The sequence below is a fragment of the Caproiciproducens sp. CPB-2 genome (genome assembly GCF_036287215.1).
Taxonomy (GTDB): Bacteria; Bacillota; Clostridia; order Oscillospirales; family Acutalibacteraceae; genus Caproiciproducens.
Genome location: NZ_CP142860.1, coordinates 2073807 through 2087821, shown reverse-complemented (window position 1 = coordinate 2087821; position 14015 = coordinate 2073807). Strand labels below are relative to the sequence as shown.

Below are 14015 nucleotides of genomic sequence, written 5' to 3'. Positions count from 1 at the left end.
AATGCCTTTTTTACCCATTACAAAAGAAGAAACGGATGCTCTTGGCTGGGACGCGCCGGATTTCGTCGTCGTAACCGGCGACGCCTACGTTGACCATCCTACCTTCGGCACCGCGATCATCTCGCGCGTGCTGGAGCAGTTTGGCTACCGGGTGGCCATTCTGGCGCAGCCGGACTGGCGCACCGATCGGGATTTTACCCGGTTCGGCAAGCCGAAATACGGCTTTCTGGTCAGCTCCGGAAACATTGATTCCATGGTCGCCCATTACACCGTGGCGCGCCGCAGACGCAAAGAAGACGCCTATTCGCCGGGGAACAGAACCGGTCTCCGGCCCGATCGCGCCGTTATTGTCTACACGAAAAAAATCAGGGAAATCTATCCGGACTCGCCGGTCGTTATCGGAGGGCTGGAAGCGTCCCTTCGCCGCTTCGCGCATTACGATTACTGGGACGACAAAATCCGCCCGTCGATTCTTCTGGACTCCGGGGCGGATTTGCTGACCTACGGCATGGGCGAAAGCCAGACGGTCGAAATTGCCCGCCGCCTGTTTTCCGGCGAGCCGATCGGTACGATCACCGATATCCGTGGCACCTGCTACGCAGTTCCCACGAAGGAATACCGGCCCGGCCCGGCGGTAGACTGTCCCAGCTTTGAACAGGTCTGTCAGAATAAAAGGGAGTACGCCGTTTCCTGCCGCAAACAGCAGGACGAGCAGGACGCCGTGCGGGGACGCAGAGTCATTCAGCGCCATGGCGGCAAAATACTGGTTCAGAACCCGCCGATGCCGCCTTTAAAGCAAAAGGAGCTCGACGCCGTTTATGAGCTGCCGTATATGCGCACCTATCACCCGTGCTACGAGAGCATGGGCGGGGTCCCGGCCATTCAGGAGGTGGAGTTCTCCATTACGCACAACCGCGGCTGTTTCGGCGCCTGCAATTTCTGTTCGATCGCGTTCCATCAGGGCCGTTCCATCACCACCCGCAGCGAGGAATCCATCCTGCGCGAAGCGAAAAAGCTGACGGAAAGCCCAAATTTTAAAGGATATATCCACGATGTCGGCGGCCCGACCGCCAATTTCCGCCACCCGTCCTGCGACAAACAGGAAAAGCTGGGGCTCTGCGCGGGCGGCAAAAAATGCCTTGCACCGAAGCCGTGCCCCCTGCTCAAGGTGGACCACAGCGAATACCTCGACATTCTGCGCAGGCTGCGCGCCCTGCCGAAGGTCAAACGCGTGTTTATCCGTTCCGGCATCCGCTTTGATTATTTGATTGAAGACAAGGACGACGCCTTTTTCAGGGAACTGGTCAAATACCATGTCAGCGGACAGCTGAAAGTTGCGCCGGAGCACTGTACTCCGGAGGTCCTTGACTGTATGGGCAAGCCGCATATTGAATCTTTTCTAAAATTTGAAAAAAAATATCATCAATTCTGTAAGGAGGAGGGCAAGGAGCAGTATCTTGTTCCATACCTGATGTCCTCCCACCCAGGCAGCACCCTGAAAGATGCGGTTTCGCTTGCTCTGTTTCTGAAGCGCGAGCACCTTCGTCCGGAGCAGGTGCAGGATTTTTATCCCACGCCCGGCACTATTTCCACCTGCATGTTTTACACCGGGCTCGATCCTTATACGATGAAAGAGGTTTATATTCCCCGCACCGACCGGGAAAAGGCGATGCAGCGGGCGCTTCTGCAGTATTTTAATCCAAAGAACAGGGATCTGGTAATTGCGGCGCTGAAAGCCGCGGGCCGCAGCGACCTGATCGGTACGGGCGGATCGTGTCTTGTCCCTCCCAGCCCTGCCATGCAGCGTGCCGCCCAAGTTCAGAACAGAGAGAAGCGGGGCAGATGGAGCAGCAAAAAAACAGTAAAAAGGCGCTGAAAATCACTATTTCGCTGTTCCTGGCGATTGGATTCGTTGTTTCGCTGCTGCCGTTCGGGGCGGCAGCCTCCTGGCACCGGATTTTTTCCTTTTTCGGACTGAGCGATTTCTCCGCGGCGGCGGATTCCAGCCCAATGTCCCTCCATGTGCTGGAGGTCGGAAAAGCCGACAGCATTTTGATTGAGTGCGGGGGGAGAGCGATGCTCGTTGACGGCGGGACTGTCGATTGCGGGGAACCGGTGGCGGAATACCTTGACCGCCGGGGCGTGAAGGAACTGGAATATATGGTCAACACGCACCCCGACGAGGATCACATCGGCGGTCTTGCGTACCTGATCGGGCGTTATCCCGTCAAAAAATATTTTGCGCCCGATATCCCGAAGGACCTGATTCCATCCAGTGGGGAATATCTTGCCGCGCAGAAAGCGCTGAACGAAAAACGGATTTTGACGACTGCTCCCCGGCCCGGAGAAACTTTCTCTCTCGGCGGGATGGAAATAGAGGTCCTTGCCCCTGTCCGGCAGGGCGGCAGCACCAACAACAATTCCATCGTCCTGAAGCTGACCTATGGGAAAACGCGGTTTCTGCTGATGGGCGACGCGGAAAAAGAGGAGGAATCCGATTTGCTTGCGGGCGGGGAAGACCTTTCCGCCGATGTTCTGAAGGTCGGCCACCACGGCAGCAGCACCTCCACCACGGACGCTCTGCTGAACGCCGTAAAGCCGAAATGGGCGGCGATTTCCGTTGCCGACGATTCCAACGGGCTTCCGAAACGGGAAGTACTCAAAAGGCTTTTGTCCGCCGGAGCGGCGGTTTACCGGACCGACGTCAGCGGAACGCTTATTTTTATGAGCGACGGGCAAACTATAAAGCTTGCAGCCGAGCGCTGATGATGATAAAGAGGGGGATAGAAAAAATGAAAATGCTGGTCATAGACCGTTTTGAGGGAACTTACGCAATCTGTGAGGACAAGGATCAGAAATTCTTCGCCATCGAAACCACCGAGCTCCCGCAGGGCGCGCGGGAAGGCGACGTGCTGAATGTGGACGCCGCCGAGGGGGCGCTCAGCATCAACGCGGAAGCGACGGCGCAAAGGCGTTCCAAAACAAAAAAACTGCAGGATAAACTTTTCCAGTAAAAATGCAGAATATCATAAAAACACCGCCCTTTCCCGTTGTGTGATGGGTGGTGTGCACCCCGTCAAGAGGACAATGAAAAAATAAAAAGATTTTTAGGACTGCTGTCCGCCGGAACCGGCGGGCAGCAATTTTTACGCAGCTTTTGCGTACTGTGCATGGAACTCCATGGGTGTCATAACAGACAATCGGCGCTGCAGTCGCCGGTAGTTGTAAAAGTAAATATACTCTGAAATGGCTTGCGTGATCTGTTTCCGGTCGGTGAATTTGCGTCCATAGTACATTTCCCGTTTGAGGATACCCCAAAAGCCTTCCATCGGCCCATTGTCAATACAGTGCGCCACTCTGGACATGCTTTGCTTCATCTTGGCGGCATGCAATTTCGAGTGAAAAGAACGGCTGGTATACTGGTACCCCCGGTCACTGTGAAATAGCGGGTGTGCGTCCGGATTAGCGGCCACGGCAGCATCCAGCGTATTGAATACCAACCTGTTGTCATTATGATCGCCTACGGCATAGGCAACGATGCGCCGGTCGTACAAGTCCAGAATAGCGCTCAGATAAACCTTGCGGATTTCCGGGCCGATGAAATACTTGAATTCCGTTACATCGGTCAACCATTTTCGGTTCGGAGCGTCCGCATAAAATTTGCGGTTCAAATAGTTTTTGGCAATGTATTCCGGCGATGCCGCACTTTTTGTGCACCCGTGCCGACGGTATTTGACGCTGGACTGAATATGAAGTGCACGGTCGATGCGGAGTACTCGCTTGTCGTTGACATGAATGCCATGATGCCTGTCCAACTCATCCCGTATTCTGCGGTATCCCATATCCGTATGCAGGCTATGGATTTTCTCGACCTCGCCTGCGATGAGTTCGTTTTCCAACTCGCGGCTGCTTTTCGGGTGCTTCAGCCATCTGTAATACGCCGAGCGCGTGATGTGCAGAAAGCCGCAGAGTTTCCAAACAGGGAATACCCGTTCCGCAGACAGCGTGCTTACCGCGCCGTAAGCCGCCGGATGCCTGATGAAGCTCAACGTCGCCTCCTCTCCAATTCCTTCACTTTTTTTAACAGAGCGTTCTCCATTTCCAGATCATAGTTTTTCCGTTCAAGCTGAGCAACCTTGTCTCTGAGTTCTTCTTCCGGCGTCCGGCTCGGAAGCGTCCCGGCCCGGTGTCCCCGCCGGTCCTCCAGCCCCGCCCTGCCCATATTTCGGTATTTCCTCGTCCAGGTGTAAACCTGCTGGTAAGAAACTCGATACTTAAGCGCTGTACCGCCGTAATCATTCCCGTTGACGATACACGCTTTTACGATCTCCATCCGTTCTTTCGCGGTTGTATCCCGGCCCTTCGTCATGCGACTCCCTCCCGTATGTATCCTGAAGTCTTCATGACAATTATATACCCTCAGCCAATCCCTGAGCTGCCGGGTATCACGGATTCCGTACTTTTCGCAGATTTCCTGAAGAGAACCTTTCCCAGCAAGATAATCCAAAACTGCCGATAGTTTCGTTTCCTTGCCGTATGCCCGGTCGTGTCCGTGGGTCAGAAACCCCGCAGGCCCTTCCGTCTTGTACCGACTGACCCAACGCGCAATCGTCTTGCAATCTACTCCCGCCTGTTTTCCTGCTTCGCTGTATCCAATTTTGCCTGACAAATACAATTCTACAATACGGATCTTTTCTTCGGCTGTTGTCTTCTTCCTATTCGGCATAATTTTACCCCCAGACTGAAGAACAGTGCTTTTTTATTTCACTGTCCTATCTGGGGGTAGCATATCACAAGGGATAAGGCGGTGTTTTTTATCATGACACTCTATCGCCGGAGCGTAACTTTGTCCGTGTTCATTCTGTGCATATGCACGTTCTGCGCTAACCCGAACCCTAAATACAGACAGGCTGCGGACGAACCGCCCGCGCTGAAAAACGGGAGCGTAACGCCCATGACCGGCAAAAGGTTCAGGCACATGCCTAAATTGAACAGCGCCTGCGCCGCGATCATGCCGAAGAAGCCGAAGCAGATGCTGCTGCCCAGGCAATCGGGGGATTTTCTCGCGATCCGGAGCGTCCGCAGCAGGAGCAGCAGAAGAAGAACCATAATCAGCATACAGCCGAAAAAGCCGAGCTGCTCGCCCGCGACCGAGAAAATAAAATCGCTCTGCTGTACGGGTACCAGGCCTTTGCTGACGCGTGAATTGCCGTTGAACAGCCCGCGTCCCCACAACTGTCCGCTGCCGATGGACAGCCTGCCCTGAATCTGCTGCAGGCCTTTGTCCAGCGGGTCCGATTCCGGGTGGCGGAAAATGGTAAAGCGGTCTTTCTGGTAATCCTGCAAAATATATTCCCACGCAATAGGGAATGCGACAGCCAGCGCGGCGAATACCGCTCCAAAGTATCTGAGCTGAACCCCGGCTCCAAACGCCATGGCAAGGAACATGCAGAAGAAGATGACCGCGGTGCCGTCGTCTCCCTGAAAATGGACCAGTACGACTGGAATCAGCGCATGGAAAGCCAGCAGCATGATATGCGGAAAGGATTTCAGCAGGTCGCGTTCCTTCAGTTCCGATATATGTTTGGAAAATGTAATGATAAAACCAATCTTGACCAATTCGCTCGGCTGAAAGGTGATACCGCCGGGGAGCTCTATCCACGCTTTTGCGTTAATGCCGCCGCTGCTTTTCACCGCAATACCGAAAATCTGTGTATATACAATCAGGAACAGGCAAAATCCCGCTACAATATACCAGTAGCTCGCGATTTCCCGGTAATCAATCAGCGTGAACAGGATCGCGCCCACATAGCCGATGATAATGGCGACCAGCTGTACGGCAAAATAGGACTTGCCCGAGCCGCTGTTGGGTACGGTTTTCAGCAGCAGAAGGCTGTACGCCGATATCAGGATCATAATTGTCCAACACAGCTTGTCCGCCCGTTTTAAATAGTTGACAAAAGATTTCAAACCTCGCATGACTTCACCTCTAATTTATTTATTATATGATGGAAACGCGAAAACTGCAAGCGAATAATAAGGGAAAACCGGCGCGGGCGAGAAGCCCGCATCGGTTTTCCTTTTTATGTCAGAAGCAATAGGGTTTACTGCTCTTTGGGCTGCAGCTGTGCAAGCGGAAAATCGACTCTCGCCGAAAACAGGTCGGCGTCGACGCTGATCCGGAACTCTCCCCCGCAGGCCTCCGTAAAGCTGCGTGCGATGGAAAGCCCCAGCCCGCTGCCGCTTGTCGTGCGCGAGCTGTCTCCCCTTACAAAGCGTTCGGTCATATCCCGGTCGCCGTCCAGCTCAAAGCGGGAGGTATTCTTTACCGAGGCGGAGGCTTCTTCCCCCGTTTGTTCCAGCGTGATAAATACACGGGAGCCGTCCAGCGAATACTGCAGCGCGTTGCCGATGAGGTTCTGGAACACCCGGTATAAGAGCTTTCCGTCCGCCCGGATCATGACGGGGGTATCCGGAATGTCGATTTTCAATACCAGTCCGGAAGCCTCCACCTGCTCGTTCATGTCCGCCAGCGTCTGCAGGATCAGCTTGCCGTAATCCAGAATTTCCGGATTCATCTCGATGTTTCCGCTGGTCGCCTTGCTCACCTGAAAGATGTCCTGCACCATGTTTTTCAGCCGGTCGGATTTTTGGGCAAGGATTTCGATATAGTCCTTTACATGGTCGGGCAGATTTTCCTCCTGCTTTAACAGGTCGATATAGCTGATGATGGAGGTGAGCGGCGTTTTCAGGTCGTGGCTCACATTGGTGATCAGCTCTATTTTCATCCGTTCGCTTTTGAGGCGTTCCTCCACCGCTTCGCCGATGCCGGACTGAATCTCATTCAATTCCAGCGAAGCGTTTTTCAGGTCCGCTTCCGCGGGCAGCTCGACCACCGCCGAAGAATCGCCGGTTTTCACAAGGGAAATATGGCGTATCAGAAGCCCGATGTCATAGACGGTGTTCTGAAATCTGCGCACATACCGGTAAATCAGGTAAATCATCCCGGCAAGCACCAGCAGCAGAAAGACCATGACGAAGAAGGAACTGGGATGAATGACGGCCGTTACGGTCAAACCAAACAGCAGCAGCAGGATTTCAGCCGCCAGCAGCGCCCAGAACCGTTGGACCATCTGCCGCTGGAACGGCTTTGAAAACTCAAACCTTCTGTAATTGTTTAAAGCGGAGTTGAAAATATTGTGCCGGTAAAAGGGACGGTTATAGCGCATATCGTTCACCACCAGATAATAACAGAACAGCGAAACCACCGCACAGGTTCCCCATAAAATCCAGTCGTTGTGCCAGGAGTGGGTCATAAAAGCAAAGTCCAGATAGACCAGCACGGCGACGCACAGCGCCTTGAATTCACACCAGAACCAGCCGGTAAAGCGCGCCAGCGCCAGATCAGCCTGTTTTTTATCCTTTCTCAGAAGAATATATACGGCGAAGGCGATCAGGCCAAGCGCCAGAAAGACCCCGGCGGCATACAAAGCGGTTTTTCCGTTTCGTTGGTTGTCGGGAATATAGGACAACACGCTGCTGCCGCTGACGGGCTCAATGAGTTCACTGCGGACAAACATAGTTACGCGGTAATTCTCAATGCCGGAATCGTTCAGCTCCGTGTTGCTGGTATAACCCGGAACATACCACATGGATTTGTTGGGCCGGTAAACTCCGTCCCCGTAAATATCCAGATTTTTTCCGTCCTTGGTAATCGTCACCTTTTCGCCGTCGAAATGCAGCCTGAAGTTATACCCGTCCGGCAGCGGTGCGGTATCCAGATCCAGATTCGGGTACCCGTTGGTATGCATTGCCGGTTTGTCCTTTGTTCCCGCCGAATAGAGGATGTTTTTGCTCGCGTCCCGGTCCAAAACCTCCCAGGCACCGGTGTCGTCAGCTTCTTTTCCTGAGGCCAGCGAATCCAGAATATCCTGCAGCCGGTATCCCATCCCCTGACTGAACAGGGAAGTTTTTTGATAGTCCTGTTCAAACGCATCGTTCACTTCTCTGAGAAAGTAGTCGCCGCGGTTGACGAATTCCCCGGAAAAAAGGGCCAAGGTCAGGATCCCCGTAATCGTCACCATACTGAAGAAAAAACAGAGCCAGCTGAATACCGGCTTAAACTTTTTCGATTTTGTAGCCAATGCCCCACACCACCTTTAAATATTCGGGTTCCTTTGGGTTGAGTTCGATTTTTTCCCGGATGCGGCGGACATGGACCATAACGGTGTTTTCCACACAGTAGGCGGGCTCGTTCCATACGCGGCGGTATATTTCCTCCGCAGGAAAGGTCCTGCCCAGATTGCGCATCAGCAGGTCGACGATTTTGGTTTCCGTCGCCGTCAGACGGACGGGCTCGCCGTCCGCCTTCAGGATGCGTTCGTCCGTGTTATAGCTCAGTCTGCCGTTGACGATTTCGTTTGCGTTCGTATTCGCGTTGATGTCGCCCAGGCTGATGTAGCGCCTGAGCTGGGAACGGACGCGCGCGACAAGCTCCATGGGATTGAACGGCTTTGTCACGTAATCGTCCGCACCCATGCTGAGTCCGAGAATTTTATCGGTGTCCTCGCTTTTTGCCGAAAGCACGATGATCGGGATATTGCGTTTTTCACGGATTTTCATGACCGCGGAAAGCCCGTTCAGCTTCGGCATCATCACATCGATCAAAATCAAATGGATTTCGTTGTTCATCGCCGCGTCGACGGCCTCCAGCCCGTCGTAGGCACACAGAGCCGAATAGCCCTCCTTTTCCAGCAAAATGGCGATTGCGCGGACGATTTCACGGTCGTCGTCGACAATCAGAATCTGTTTTTTATCCATTTGATTTCCTCCCTCAAAAACCTTAACAACAGCTTACCGCATATTTCTTAAGAAAAACTGAACGGATTTCTTACAAAAAACTGAAGATTTTAATTTCCTGCACTCGCCCTATTCTTGATCTGTGGAGCTGCTTTTCATTATAACATATCCTGACAACGATGCTTCCGCCGTCTGTTTCATCAGGAAATATTACTCTTTCCTGTTCATTTTTACAAAAGAATATGATATAATTTTGTCATAATTATGTGTTAGGAGAATGCATGAATGCTGACGGACATCGAAATTGCACAGCAGGCAAAGCTCGTACCGATTGCGAAAATTGCCGCTGACCTCGGAATTTACGAGGAAGAACTTGAGCCATACGGCCGGTTTAAAGCAAAGCTGAACGACTCTCTCTACAACAGACTTGCCTCCCGCAGGGACGGCAAACTCATTCTGGTTACGGCAATCAATCCCACTCCCGCGGGGGAAGGGAAGACCACCACGACGGCGGGCCTTGGCGAGGCAATGAAGCGGATCGGAAAAAATGCCGTCATTGCCCTTCGCGAACCGAGCCTCGGTCCGGTATTCGGCATCAAAGGAGGCGCCGCGGGCGGCGGATACGCACAGGTGGTGCCGATGGAGGACATCAACCTGCATTTTACGGGCGATTTTCACGCCATTACTTCCGCAAACAATTTGCTCTGCGCCATGCTGGACAACCATATCCATCAGGGAAACGCGCTGGGGATTGACCAGCGAAGGATTTTGATCAAACGCTGTCTCGACATGAACGACCGCGCCCTGCGCAGCATCGTGGTCGGCCTTGGCGGGAAAATTAACGGAATTCCCCGCGAAGACGGCTTTTGTATTACCGTTGCGTCGGAAATCATGGCCATTTTCTGTCTTGCGTCCGACATTACGGATCTGAAGGAACGGCTGGGAAGAATTCTGGTCGCGTACACCTTTGCGGGCGCGCCCGTCTACGCTTCGGACCTCAAGGCGCAGGGCGCCATGGCCGCACTTCTGAAAGACGCGATCAATCCGAATCTGGTGCAGACGCTGGAGGGCACGCCCGTTATCATGCACGGCGGGCCGTTTGCCAACATCGCCCACGGCTGCAACTCCGTCAGGGCCACGCGTCTTGCTTTGAAGCTTGCCGATTACTGCATTACCGAGGCCGGCTTCGGCTCCGACCTTGGCGCGGAAAAATTTCTGGACATCAAGTGCCGTCTTGCGGGGCTGAAGCCCAGTGCCGTTGTCCTTGTGGCGACCGCGCGTGCGCTGAAATACAACGGCGGCGTGCCGAAGGACCGCACGGCGGAGGAAAATCTGCCGGCGCTGGAAAAGGGAATCGTCAATCTGGGCGCGCATATCGCCAATATGAAGAAGTACGGTGTGCCGGTGGTCGTCGCCATCAACCGCTTCGGCAGCGATTCCGACGGTGAGCTGGCGTATATTGAAAAATACTGCCGCGACAACGGCGCGGATTTCGCGCTTTCGGAAGTCTTTGCCAAAGGCGGAGCGGGCGGCGTGGAGCTGGCGAAAAAGGTCTGTGAGGCGGCGGAAAAGCCGTCGGATTTCCATCCGATTTATTCCGTCGATTCCACGGTCAGGCAGAAAATTGAATGCATTGCCAAAGAAATTTACGGGGCGGACGGTGTGGACTACACCGGCCAGGCGGAAAAGGCTATTGCCGACATCTCCGCGCTCGGCGGGGACAGGCTGCCCGTCTGCGTTGCGAAAACCCAATATTCCCTTTCCGACAACGCCGCGCTTTTAGGACGGCCGAAAGGCTTCCGTATCACCATCCGCAACCTGCGCCTTTCCAACGGCGCGGGGTTTGTGGTTGCGTACGCGGGGGATATTATGACCATGCCCGGACTGCCGAGGGTACCGTCCGCCGAAAAGATCGACGTGGACGCGAATGGGAAAATTTCGGGATTATTTTAAAGATATAAGGGGACCGGATATGCAGGAAATCATCACTTCTTCGCCTGCCGGGACGGAAGCGCTCGGGGTAAAAATTGCGGAAAAGCTGACCGGCGGCGAGGTGCTGGCGCTTTTCGGCGGGATGGGGATGGGGAAGACCGCCTTTACGCGCGGCCTTGCCCGCGGGCTTGGAATTCAGGACGGCGTTTCCAGCCCGACCTTTGCGCTCGTTCACGAATATCACGGCAGGCTGGATGTCTACCATTTTGATATGTTCCGCGTAACCGGGTGGGACGACCTTTACTCCACCGGATTTTTTGATTATCTCGACAGCGGCGGCGTGCTCGTCATCGAGTGGAGCGAAAACATCGAGGCCGCTCTTCCGCAGGATGCGATACGGATTGAAATCCGTCGGGGCGCGCGGGAAAACGAACGGATTTTTCAGATAGAAGGGATAAAACCATGAGGATACTGGCAATCGATTCTTCCGCGACCGCGGCCTCGGCGGCTCTTCTTGACGACGACAGGCTGCTGGGAGAGTTTTACATCAATACCCGCCTGACCCACAGCCAGACGCTGATGCCCATGATCGACCATCTTCTGGAGTGTACGCGGACAGAACTGGGAAACGTCGATCTGTTTGCGGTTTCCGCGGGCCCCGGTTCTTTTACGGGCGTCCGTATCGGCGTGGCGAGTATCAAAGGCTTGGCCATGGCGCAGAATAAACCCTGTGCGGGAGTTTCCGCCCTGGAGGCCATGGCGCAGAACCTGGCGCACCTGGACTGCACGGTCTGTGCGGTAATGGACGCCCGCTGCGGGCAGGTCTATAACGCGGTCTTTTCCGCGCATGAAAATTCCGTGGAAAGAATCACTCCCGACCGGGCGCTTTCCATTGAGGATTTGGCAAGGGAATGTAAAAATTACACGAAACCGATATTCCTTGTTGGAGACGGCGCGAAATTGTGCTATAATAATGAGCGGTTTAAAAGCCTGAGCGCGGTTCTGCCGCCCGAGCACCTGCTTTACCAGCGTGCCTGGGGAGTGGCAAAGTCTGCGCAGAAAGTATATGAGCGGGGCGGGGCGGTGTCCCCGGCGGCTCTGATGCCGATCTATCTTCGCCCGCCGCAGGCGGAGCGGGAATTAAAAAAACGAATAAAAGGAGAAATCAAATGATAGCTTTAGGAGCGGATCACGGCGGATTTTTATTGAAAGAAGCCATTAAGAACTATCTTGCTGCCGAAAATATTGCCTATAAGGATTTCGGCACGTTTGACGAAACCTCTATCGACTATGCGCCGGTTGCGGCAAAGGTCGCGCACTGCGTAGCGGACGGCGAAGCGGAGCGCGGAATCCTGTGCTGCGGAACGGGAATCGGGATGAGCATCGCGGCCAACAAGGTGCAGGGCATCCGTGCGTCGGTGTGCGCCGACGCTTACTGCACGGAAATGACCCGTCGGCACAACAATTCCAACATTCTCTGCCTTGGAGGCCGGGTGATCGATGAAAAAAAGGCGGTGGAGCTCGCAAAGATCTACCTGAAAACCGAATTTGAAGGCGGCCGCCACCAGCAGCGCATTGACGAAATCTCTGCGATAGAGCGCGGCGAACTGTAATTTTGGAGTTACAACAATACAAGACTATGGAGGCTGTCAACATGGATAAACAGGTATTTGTTATGGATCATCCGCTGATTCAGCACAAGCTGACTTTTTTACGCGACAAAAACACGGGTTCCAAGGAATTCCGCGAGCTGGTCGGTGAAATCGGGATGCTGATGTGCTACGAGGCGACCCGCGATCTTCCTTTGGAGGACACGACGATCGAGACCCCCATGGGGAAAGCGAAAACAAAGGTGATTGCGGGAAGGAAGCTTGCGTTTGTTCCTATTTTAAGAGCGGGCCTGGGCATGGTGGACGGCGTACTGAAAATGGTTCCCGCCGCGAAGGTCGGCCATATCGGCCTTTACCGCGACCACGAGACGCTGCAGCCGATAGAATACTACAGCAAGCTGCCGCAGGATATTGAGGAGCGCGACGTCATCGTGCTGGACCCGATGCTCGCCACCGGCGGCTCCGCGATCGACGCAGTCACCATCATCAAGCGCAGCAAGCCGAAAAGCATCCGCTTTATGTGCATTATTGCCGCTCCGGAAGGGGTGAAGGCGTTTACCGAAGCGCATCCCGACGTACAGCTTTTCTGCGCCGCCGTCGATGATCACCTGAACGACATCGGCTACATTGTACCGGGCCTTGGCGACGCGGGCGACCGTATTTTCGGAACACTGTAAAAATAGATAGAAACGGGGGGCGGCCATTGGCCGCCCCCCGTTTGATCGTGTCGAAAAAAATTTATTTAAAATGCGCGCAGAATTTTTCGATTGCGTCCTCGTCGACCGGGTCGTCCGGGAAAGGCTGCCTGATCAGCGAAAGATTTTCCACGTGACGGATTCCCTCGCCCGGTTCCAGGCCGTACAGCGGACTCAGCGATTCCATTTCGATAAAATCGCCGCACGCGTACGTCTCATAGGAGCAGCCGTAATCCGGGTACGCCGCCTGAGCGGTGTGAAGGTAACGCTTTATTAGCGTATATTCTCCGCAGGTGTACGATGCCCAGCCCGGCGTATTGTTGACGCCCAGCTTCAGTGCGTCGGGTTTGTCCGTGTCGTGCCGGATCGTAATAAACCGGTTGCCCGCTGACAGGCGTTTGTCCCGGATATCGGAATACGGCCAAAGAGTGAGAAGCCGGTTGGGGAGCAGCGAGCTGCCGGTGTCCTTGTTCATCGGGATCACCTCCATGCCGCCGCCCTTCACCATGGTCAGCGCCCACAGCGCGCAGTTCCGTTTTTCCTTCGAGCAGTTTTTCGCGCTGTGCACCACCATGATATCCGTGGTGCCCTCGGTCATGATCACTTCAAAGCTCAGCTGAACGTCGTTGCGCTTCTGGCGCGGGGGCGTAAAGCTGACGCCTTCCGGCAGAATGCCGTATACGACCGGCTCGTTGTCCGGATAATACGTTTCGGGCATTTTTTCGGGACTGAGCCATACGCGGTGGCCGCCGTAATGGTAAAAAGCCGCGTCCTTGCCGTAGCGTTCCGACATACTTTCGCTGCTGATATAATTGCGGCGTTCCAGATCGTTGTAAAGAATATTTTCTTCGCCGATAAAGCCGAAACGGACGATGCGCGGCCCGAACTCAATGGTTACAACAACGTCGATCAGGCCGTTATCCAGCCTCAGGCATTTTCCGTAGTTCTCATATTCCGTTTCCTTAATTTCAATAGACAA

Annotated in this window: 14 protein-coding genes; 8 read left to right on the top strand and 6 right to left on the bottom strand. The window is 54.2% G+C overall.

Annotated features, from left to right (window positions below):
- The first annotated feature begins 1 nt into the window (after position 1).
- Genes VXK30_RS10410 through VXK30_RS10400 form a run of 3 tightly spaced genes read left to right on the top strand, consistent with a single transcriptional unit; the run spans position 2 to position 3014 of the window.
- Positions 2–1876 (top strand): YgiQ family radical SAM protein, encoded by a 1875-nt coding sequence (locus tag VXK30_RS10410; protein ID WP_275717631.1) that lies wholly within the window; start codon positions 2–4, stop codon positions 1874–1876.
- A complete protein-coding gene (locus VXK30_RS10405) occupies positions 1843–2766 on the top strand; it encodes a ComEC/Rec2 family competence protein (RefSeq protein ID WP_275717632.1) in 924 nt (307 codons plus the stop codon). The genes VXK30_RS10410 and VXK30_RS10405 overlap by 34 nt, the downstream gene beginning before the upstream one ends.
- A 26-nt stretch (positions 2767–2792) precedes the next feature.
- Positions 2793–3014, top strand: a complete 222-nt coding sequence (locus VXK30_RS10400; protein ID WP_275717633.1) for a DUF3006 domain-containing protein — start codon at positions 2793–2795, stop codon at positions 3012–3014.
- A 132-nt stretch (positions 3015–3146) separates the two neighbouring features.
- Here the strand turns inward: VXK30_RS10400 and VXK30_RS10395 are convergent, their stop codons facing one another.
- From VXK30_RS10395 to VXK30_RS10375, 5 genes are all read right to left on the bottom strand, one after another.
- Complete coding sequence (locus VXK30_RS10395) at positions 3147–4049, bottom strand: IS3 family transposase (RefSeq protein ID WP_329493117.1); 903 nt, start codon at positions 4047–4049, stop codon at positions 3147–3149.
- Complete coding sequence (locus tag VXK30_RS10390) at positions 4046–4726, bottom strand: helix-turn-helix domain-containing protein (RefSeq protein ID WP_329493119.1); 681 nt, start codon at positions 4724–4726, stop codon at positions 4046–4048. Before VXK30_RS10390 ends, VXK30_RS10395 begins: the two co-directional genes overlap by 4 nt.
- Before the next feature lie 101 nt (positions 4727–4827).
- A complete protein-coding gene (locus tag VXK30_RS10385) occupies positions 4828–5979 on the bottom strand; it encodes an FtsW/RodA/SpoVE family cell cycle protein (protein WP_275717582.1) in 1152 nt (383 codons plus the stop codon).
- A 125-nt stretch (positions 5980–6104) separates the two neighbouring features.
- Complete coding sequence (locus VXK30_RS10380) at positions 6105–8144, bottom strand: sensor histidine kinase (protein ID WP_275717581.1); 2040 nt, start codon at positions 8142–8144, stop codon at positions 6105–6107.
- Complete coding sequence (locus tag VXK30_RS10375) at positions 8119–8820, bottom strand: response regulator transcription factor (RefSeq protein ID WP_275717580.1); 702 nt, start codon at positions 8818–8820, stop codon at positions 8119–8121. The genes VXK30_RS10380 and VXK30_RS10375 overlap by 26 nt, the downstream gene beginning before the upstream one ends.
- A gap of 264 nt (positions 8821–9084) precedes the next feature.
- Here VXK30_RS10375 and VXK30_RS10370 point away from each other — a divergent pair, with 264 nt between their 5' ends.
- Genes VXK30_RS10370 through upp form a run of 5 tightly spaced genes read left to right on the top strand, consistent with a single transcriptional unit; the run spans position 9085 to position 13018 of the window.
- Positions 9085–10752 carry a formate--tetrahydrofolate ligase gene (locus tag VXK30_RS10370; protein ID WP_275717579.1) on the top strand — a complete coding sequence of 556 codons (1668 nt, stop codon included), beginning with the start codon at positions 9085–9087 and terminating at the stop codon, positions 10750–10752.
- Positions 10753–10771: 19 nt separating this feature from the next.
- Positions 10772–11197 (top strand): tRNA (adenosine(37)-N6)-threonylcarbamoyltransferase complex ATPase subunit type 1 TsaE, encoded by a 426-nt coding sequence (gene tsaE, locus VXK30_RS10365; RefSeq protein ID WP_275717578.1) that lies wholly within the window; start codon positions 10772–10774, stop codon positions 11195–11197.
- Positions 11194–11904: a tRNA (adenosine(37)-N6)-threonylcarbamoyltransferase complex dimerization subunit type 1 TsaB gene (tsaB, locus tag VXK30_RS10360; protein ID WP_275717577.1), complete on the top strand. Its 711-nt coding sequence runs from the start codon at positions 11194–11196 to the stop codon at positions 11902–11904. The genes tsaE and tsaB overlap by 4 nt, the downstream gene beginning before the upstream one ends.
- Positions 11901–12344, top strand: coding sequence for a ribose 5-phosphate isomerase B (gene rpiB / locus VXK30_RS10355; protein WP_275717576.1), 444 nt, complete (start codon positions 11901–11903; stop codon positions 12342–12344). Before tsaB ends, rpiB begins: the two co-directional genes overlap by 4 nt.
- 41 nt (positions 12345–12385) lie before the next feature.
- On the top strand, positions 12386–13018 hold the full coding sequence (gene upp / locus VXK30_RS10350) for a uracil phosphoribosyltransferase (RefSeq protein WP_275717575.1): 633 nt from the start codon (positions 12386–12388) through the stop codon (positions 13016–13018).
- Between the two features lie 61 nt (positions 13019–13079).
- Here upp and VXK30_RS10345 read toward each other — a convergent pair whose 3' ends face one another.
- Positions 13080–14015 carry a hypothetical protein gene (locus VXK30_RS10345; protein WP_275717574.1) on the bottom strand — a complete coding sequence of 312 codons (936 nt, stop codon included), beginning with the start codon at positions 14013–14015 and terminating at the stop codon, positions 13080–13082.

Bases quoted from the DNA above. Each gene is read 5' to 3' on its own strand.
- upp (WP_275717575.1), top strand. From the start codon at position 12,386: ATGGATAAACAGGTATTTGTTATGGATCATCCGCTGATTCAGCACAAG.
- tsaE (WP_275717578.1), top strand. From the start codon at position 10,772: ATGCAGGAAATCATCACTTCTTCGCCTGCCGGGACGGAAGCGCTCGGG.
- VXK30_RS10405 (WP_275717632.1), top strand. From the start codon at position 1,843: ATGGAGCAGCAAAAAAACAGTAAAAAGGCGCTGAAAATCACTATTTCG.
- VXK30_RS10410 (WP_275717631.1), top strand. From the start codon at position 2: ATGCCTTTTTTACCCATTACAAAAGAAGAAACGGATGCTCTTGGCTGG.
- VXK30_RS10370 (WP_275717579.1), top strand. From the start codon at position 9,085: ATGCTGACGGACATCGAAATTGCACAGCAGGCAAAGCTCGTACCGATT.
- VXK30_RS10400 (WP_275717633.1), top strand. From the start codon at position 2,793: ATGAAAATGCTGGTCATAGACCGTTTTGAGGGAACTTACGCAATCTGT.
- rpiB (WP_275717576.1), top strand. From the start codon at position 11,901: ATGATAGCTTTAGGAGCGGATCACGGCGGATTTTTATTGAAAGAAGCC.
- VXK30_RS10385 (WP_275717582.1), bottom strand. From the start codon at position 5,979: ATGCGAGGTTTGAAATCTTTTGTCAACTATTTAAAACGGGCGGACAAG.
- tsaB (WP_275717577.1), top strand. From the start codon at position 11,194: ATGAGGATACTGGCAATCGATTCTTCCGCGACCGCGGCCTCGGCGGCT.
- VXK30_RS10375 (WP_275717580.1), bottom strand. From the start codon at position 8,820: ATGGATAAAAAACAGATTCTGATTGTCGACGACGACCGTGAAATCGTC.
- VXK30_RS10390 (WP_329493119.1), bottom strand. From the start codon at position 4,726: ATGCCGAATAGGAAGAAGACAACAGCCGAAGAAAAGATCCGTATTGTA.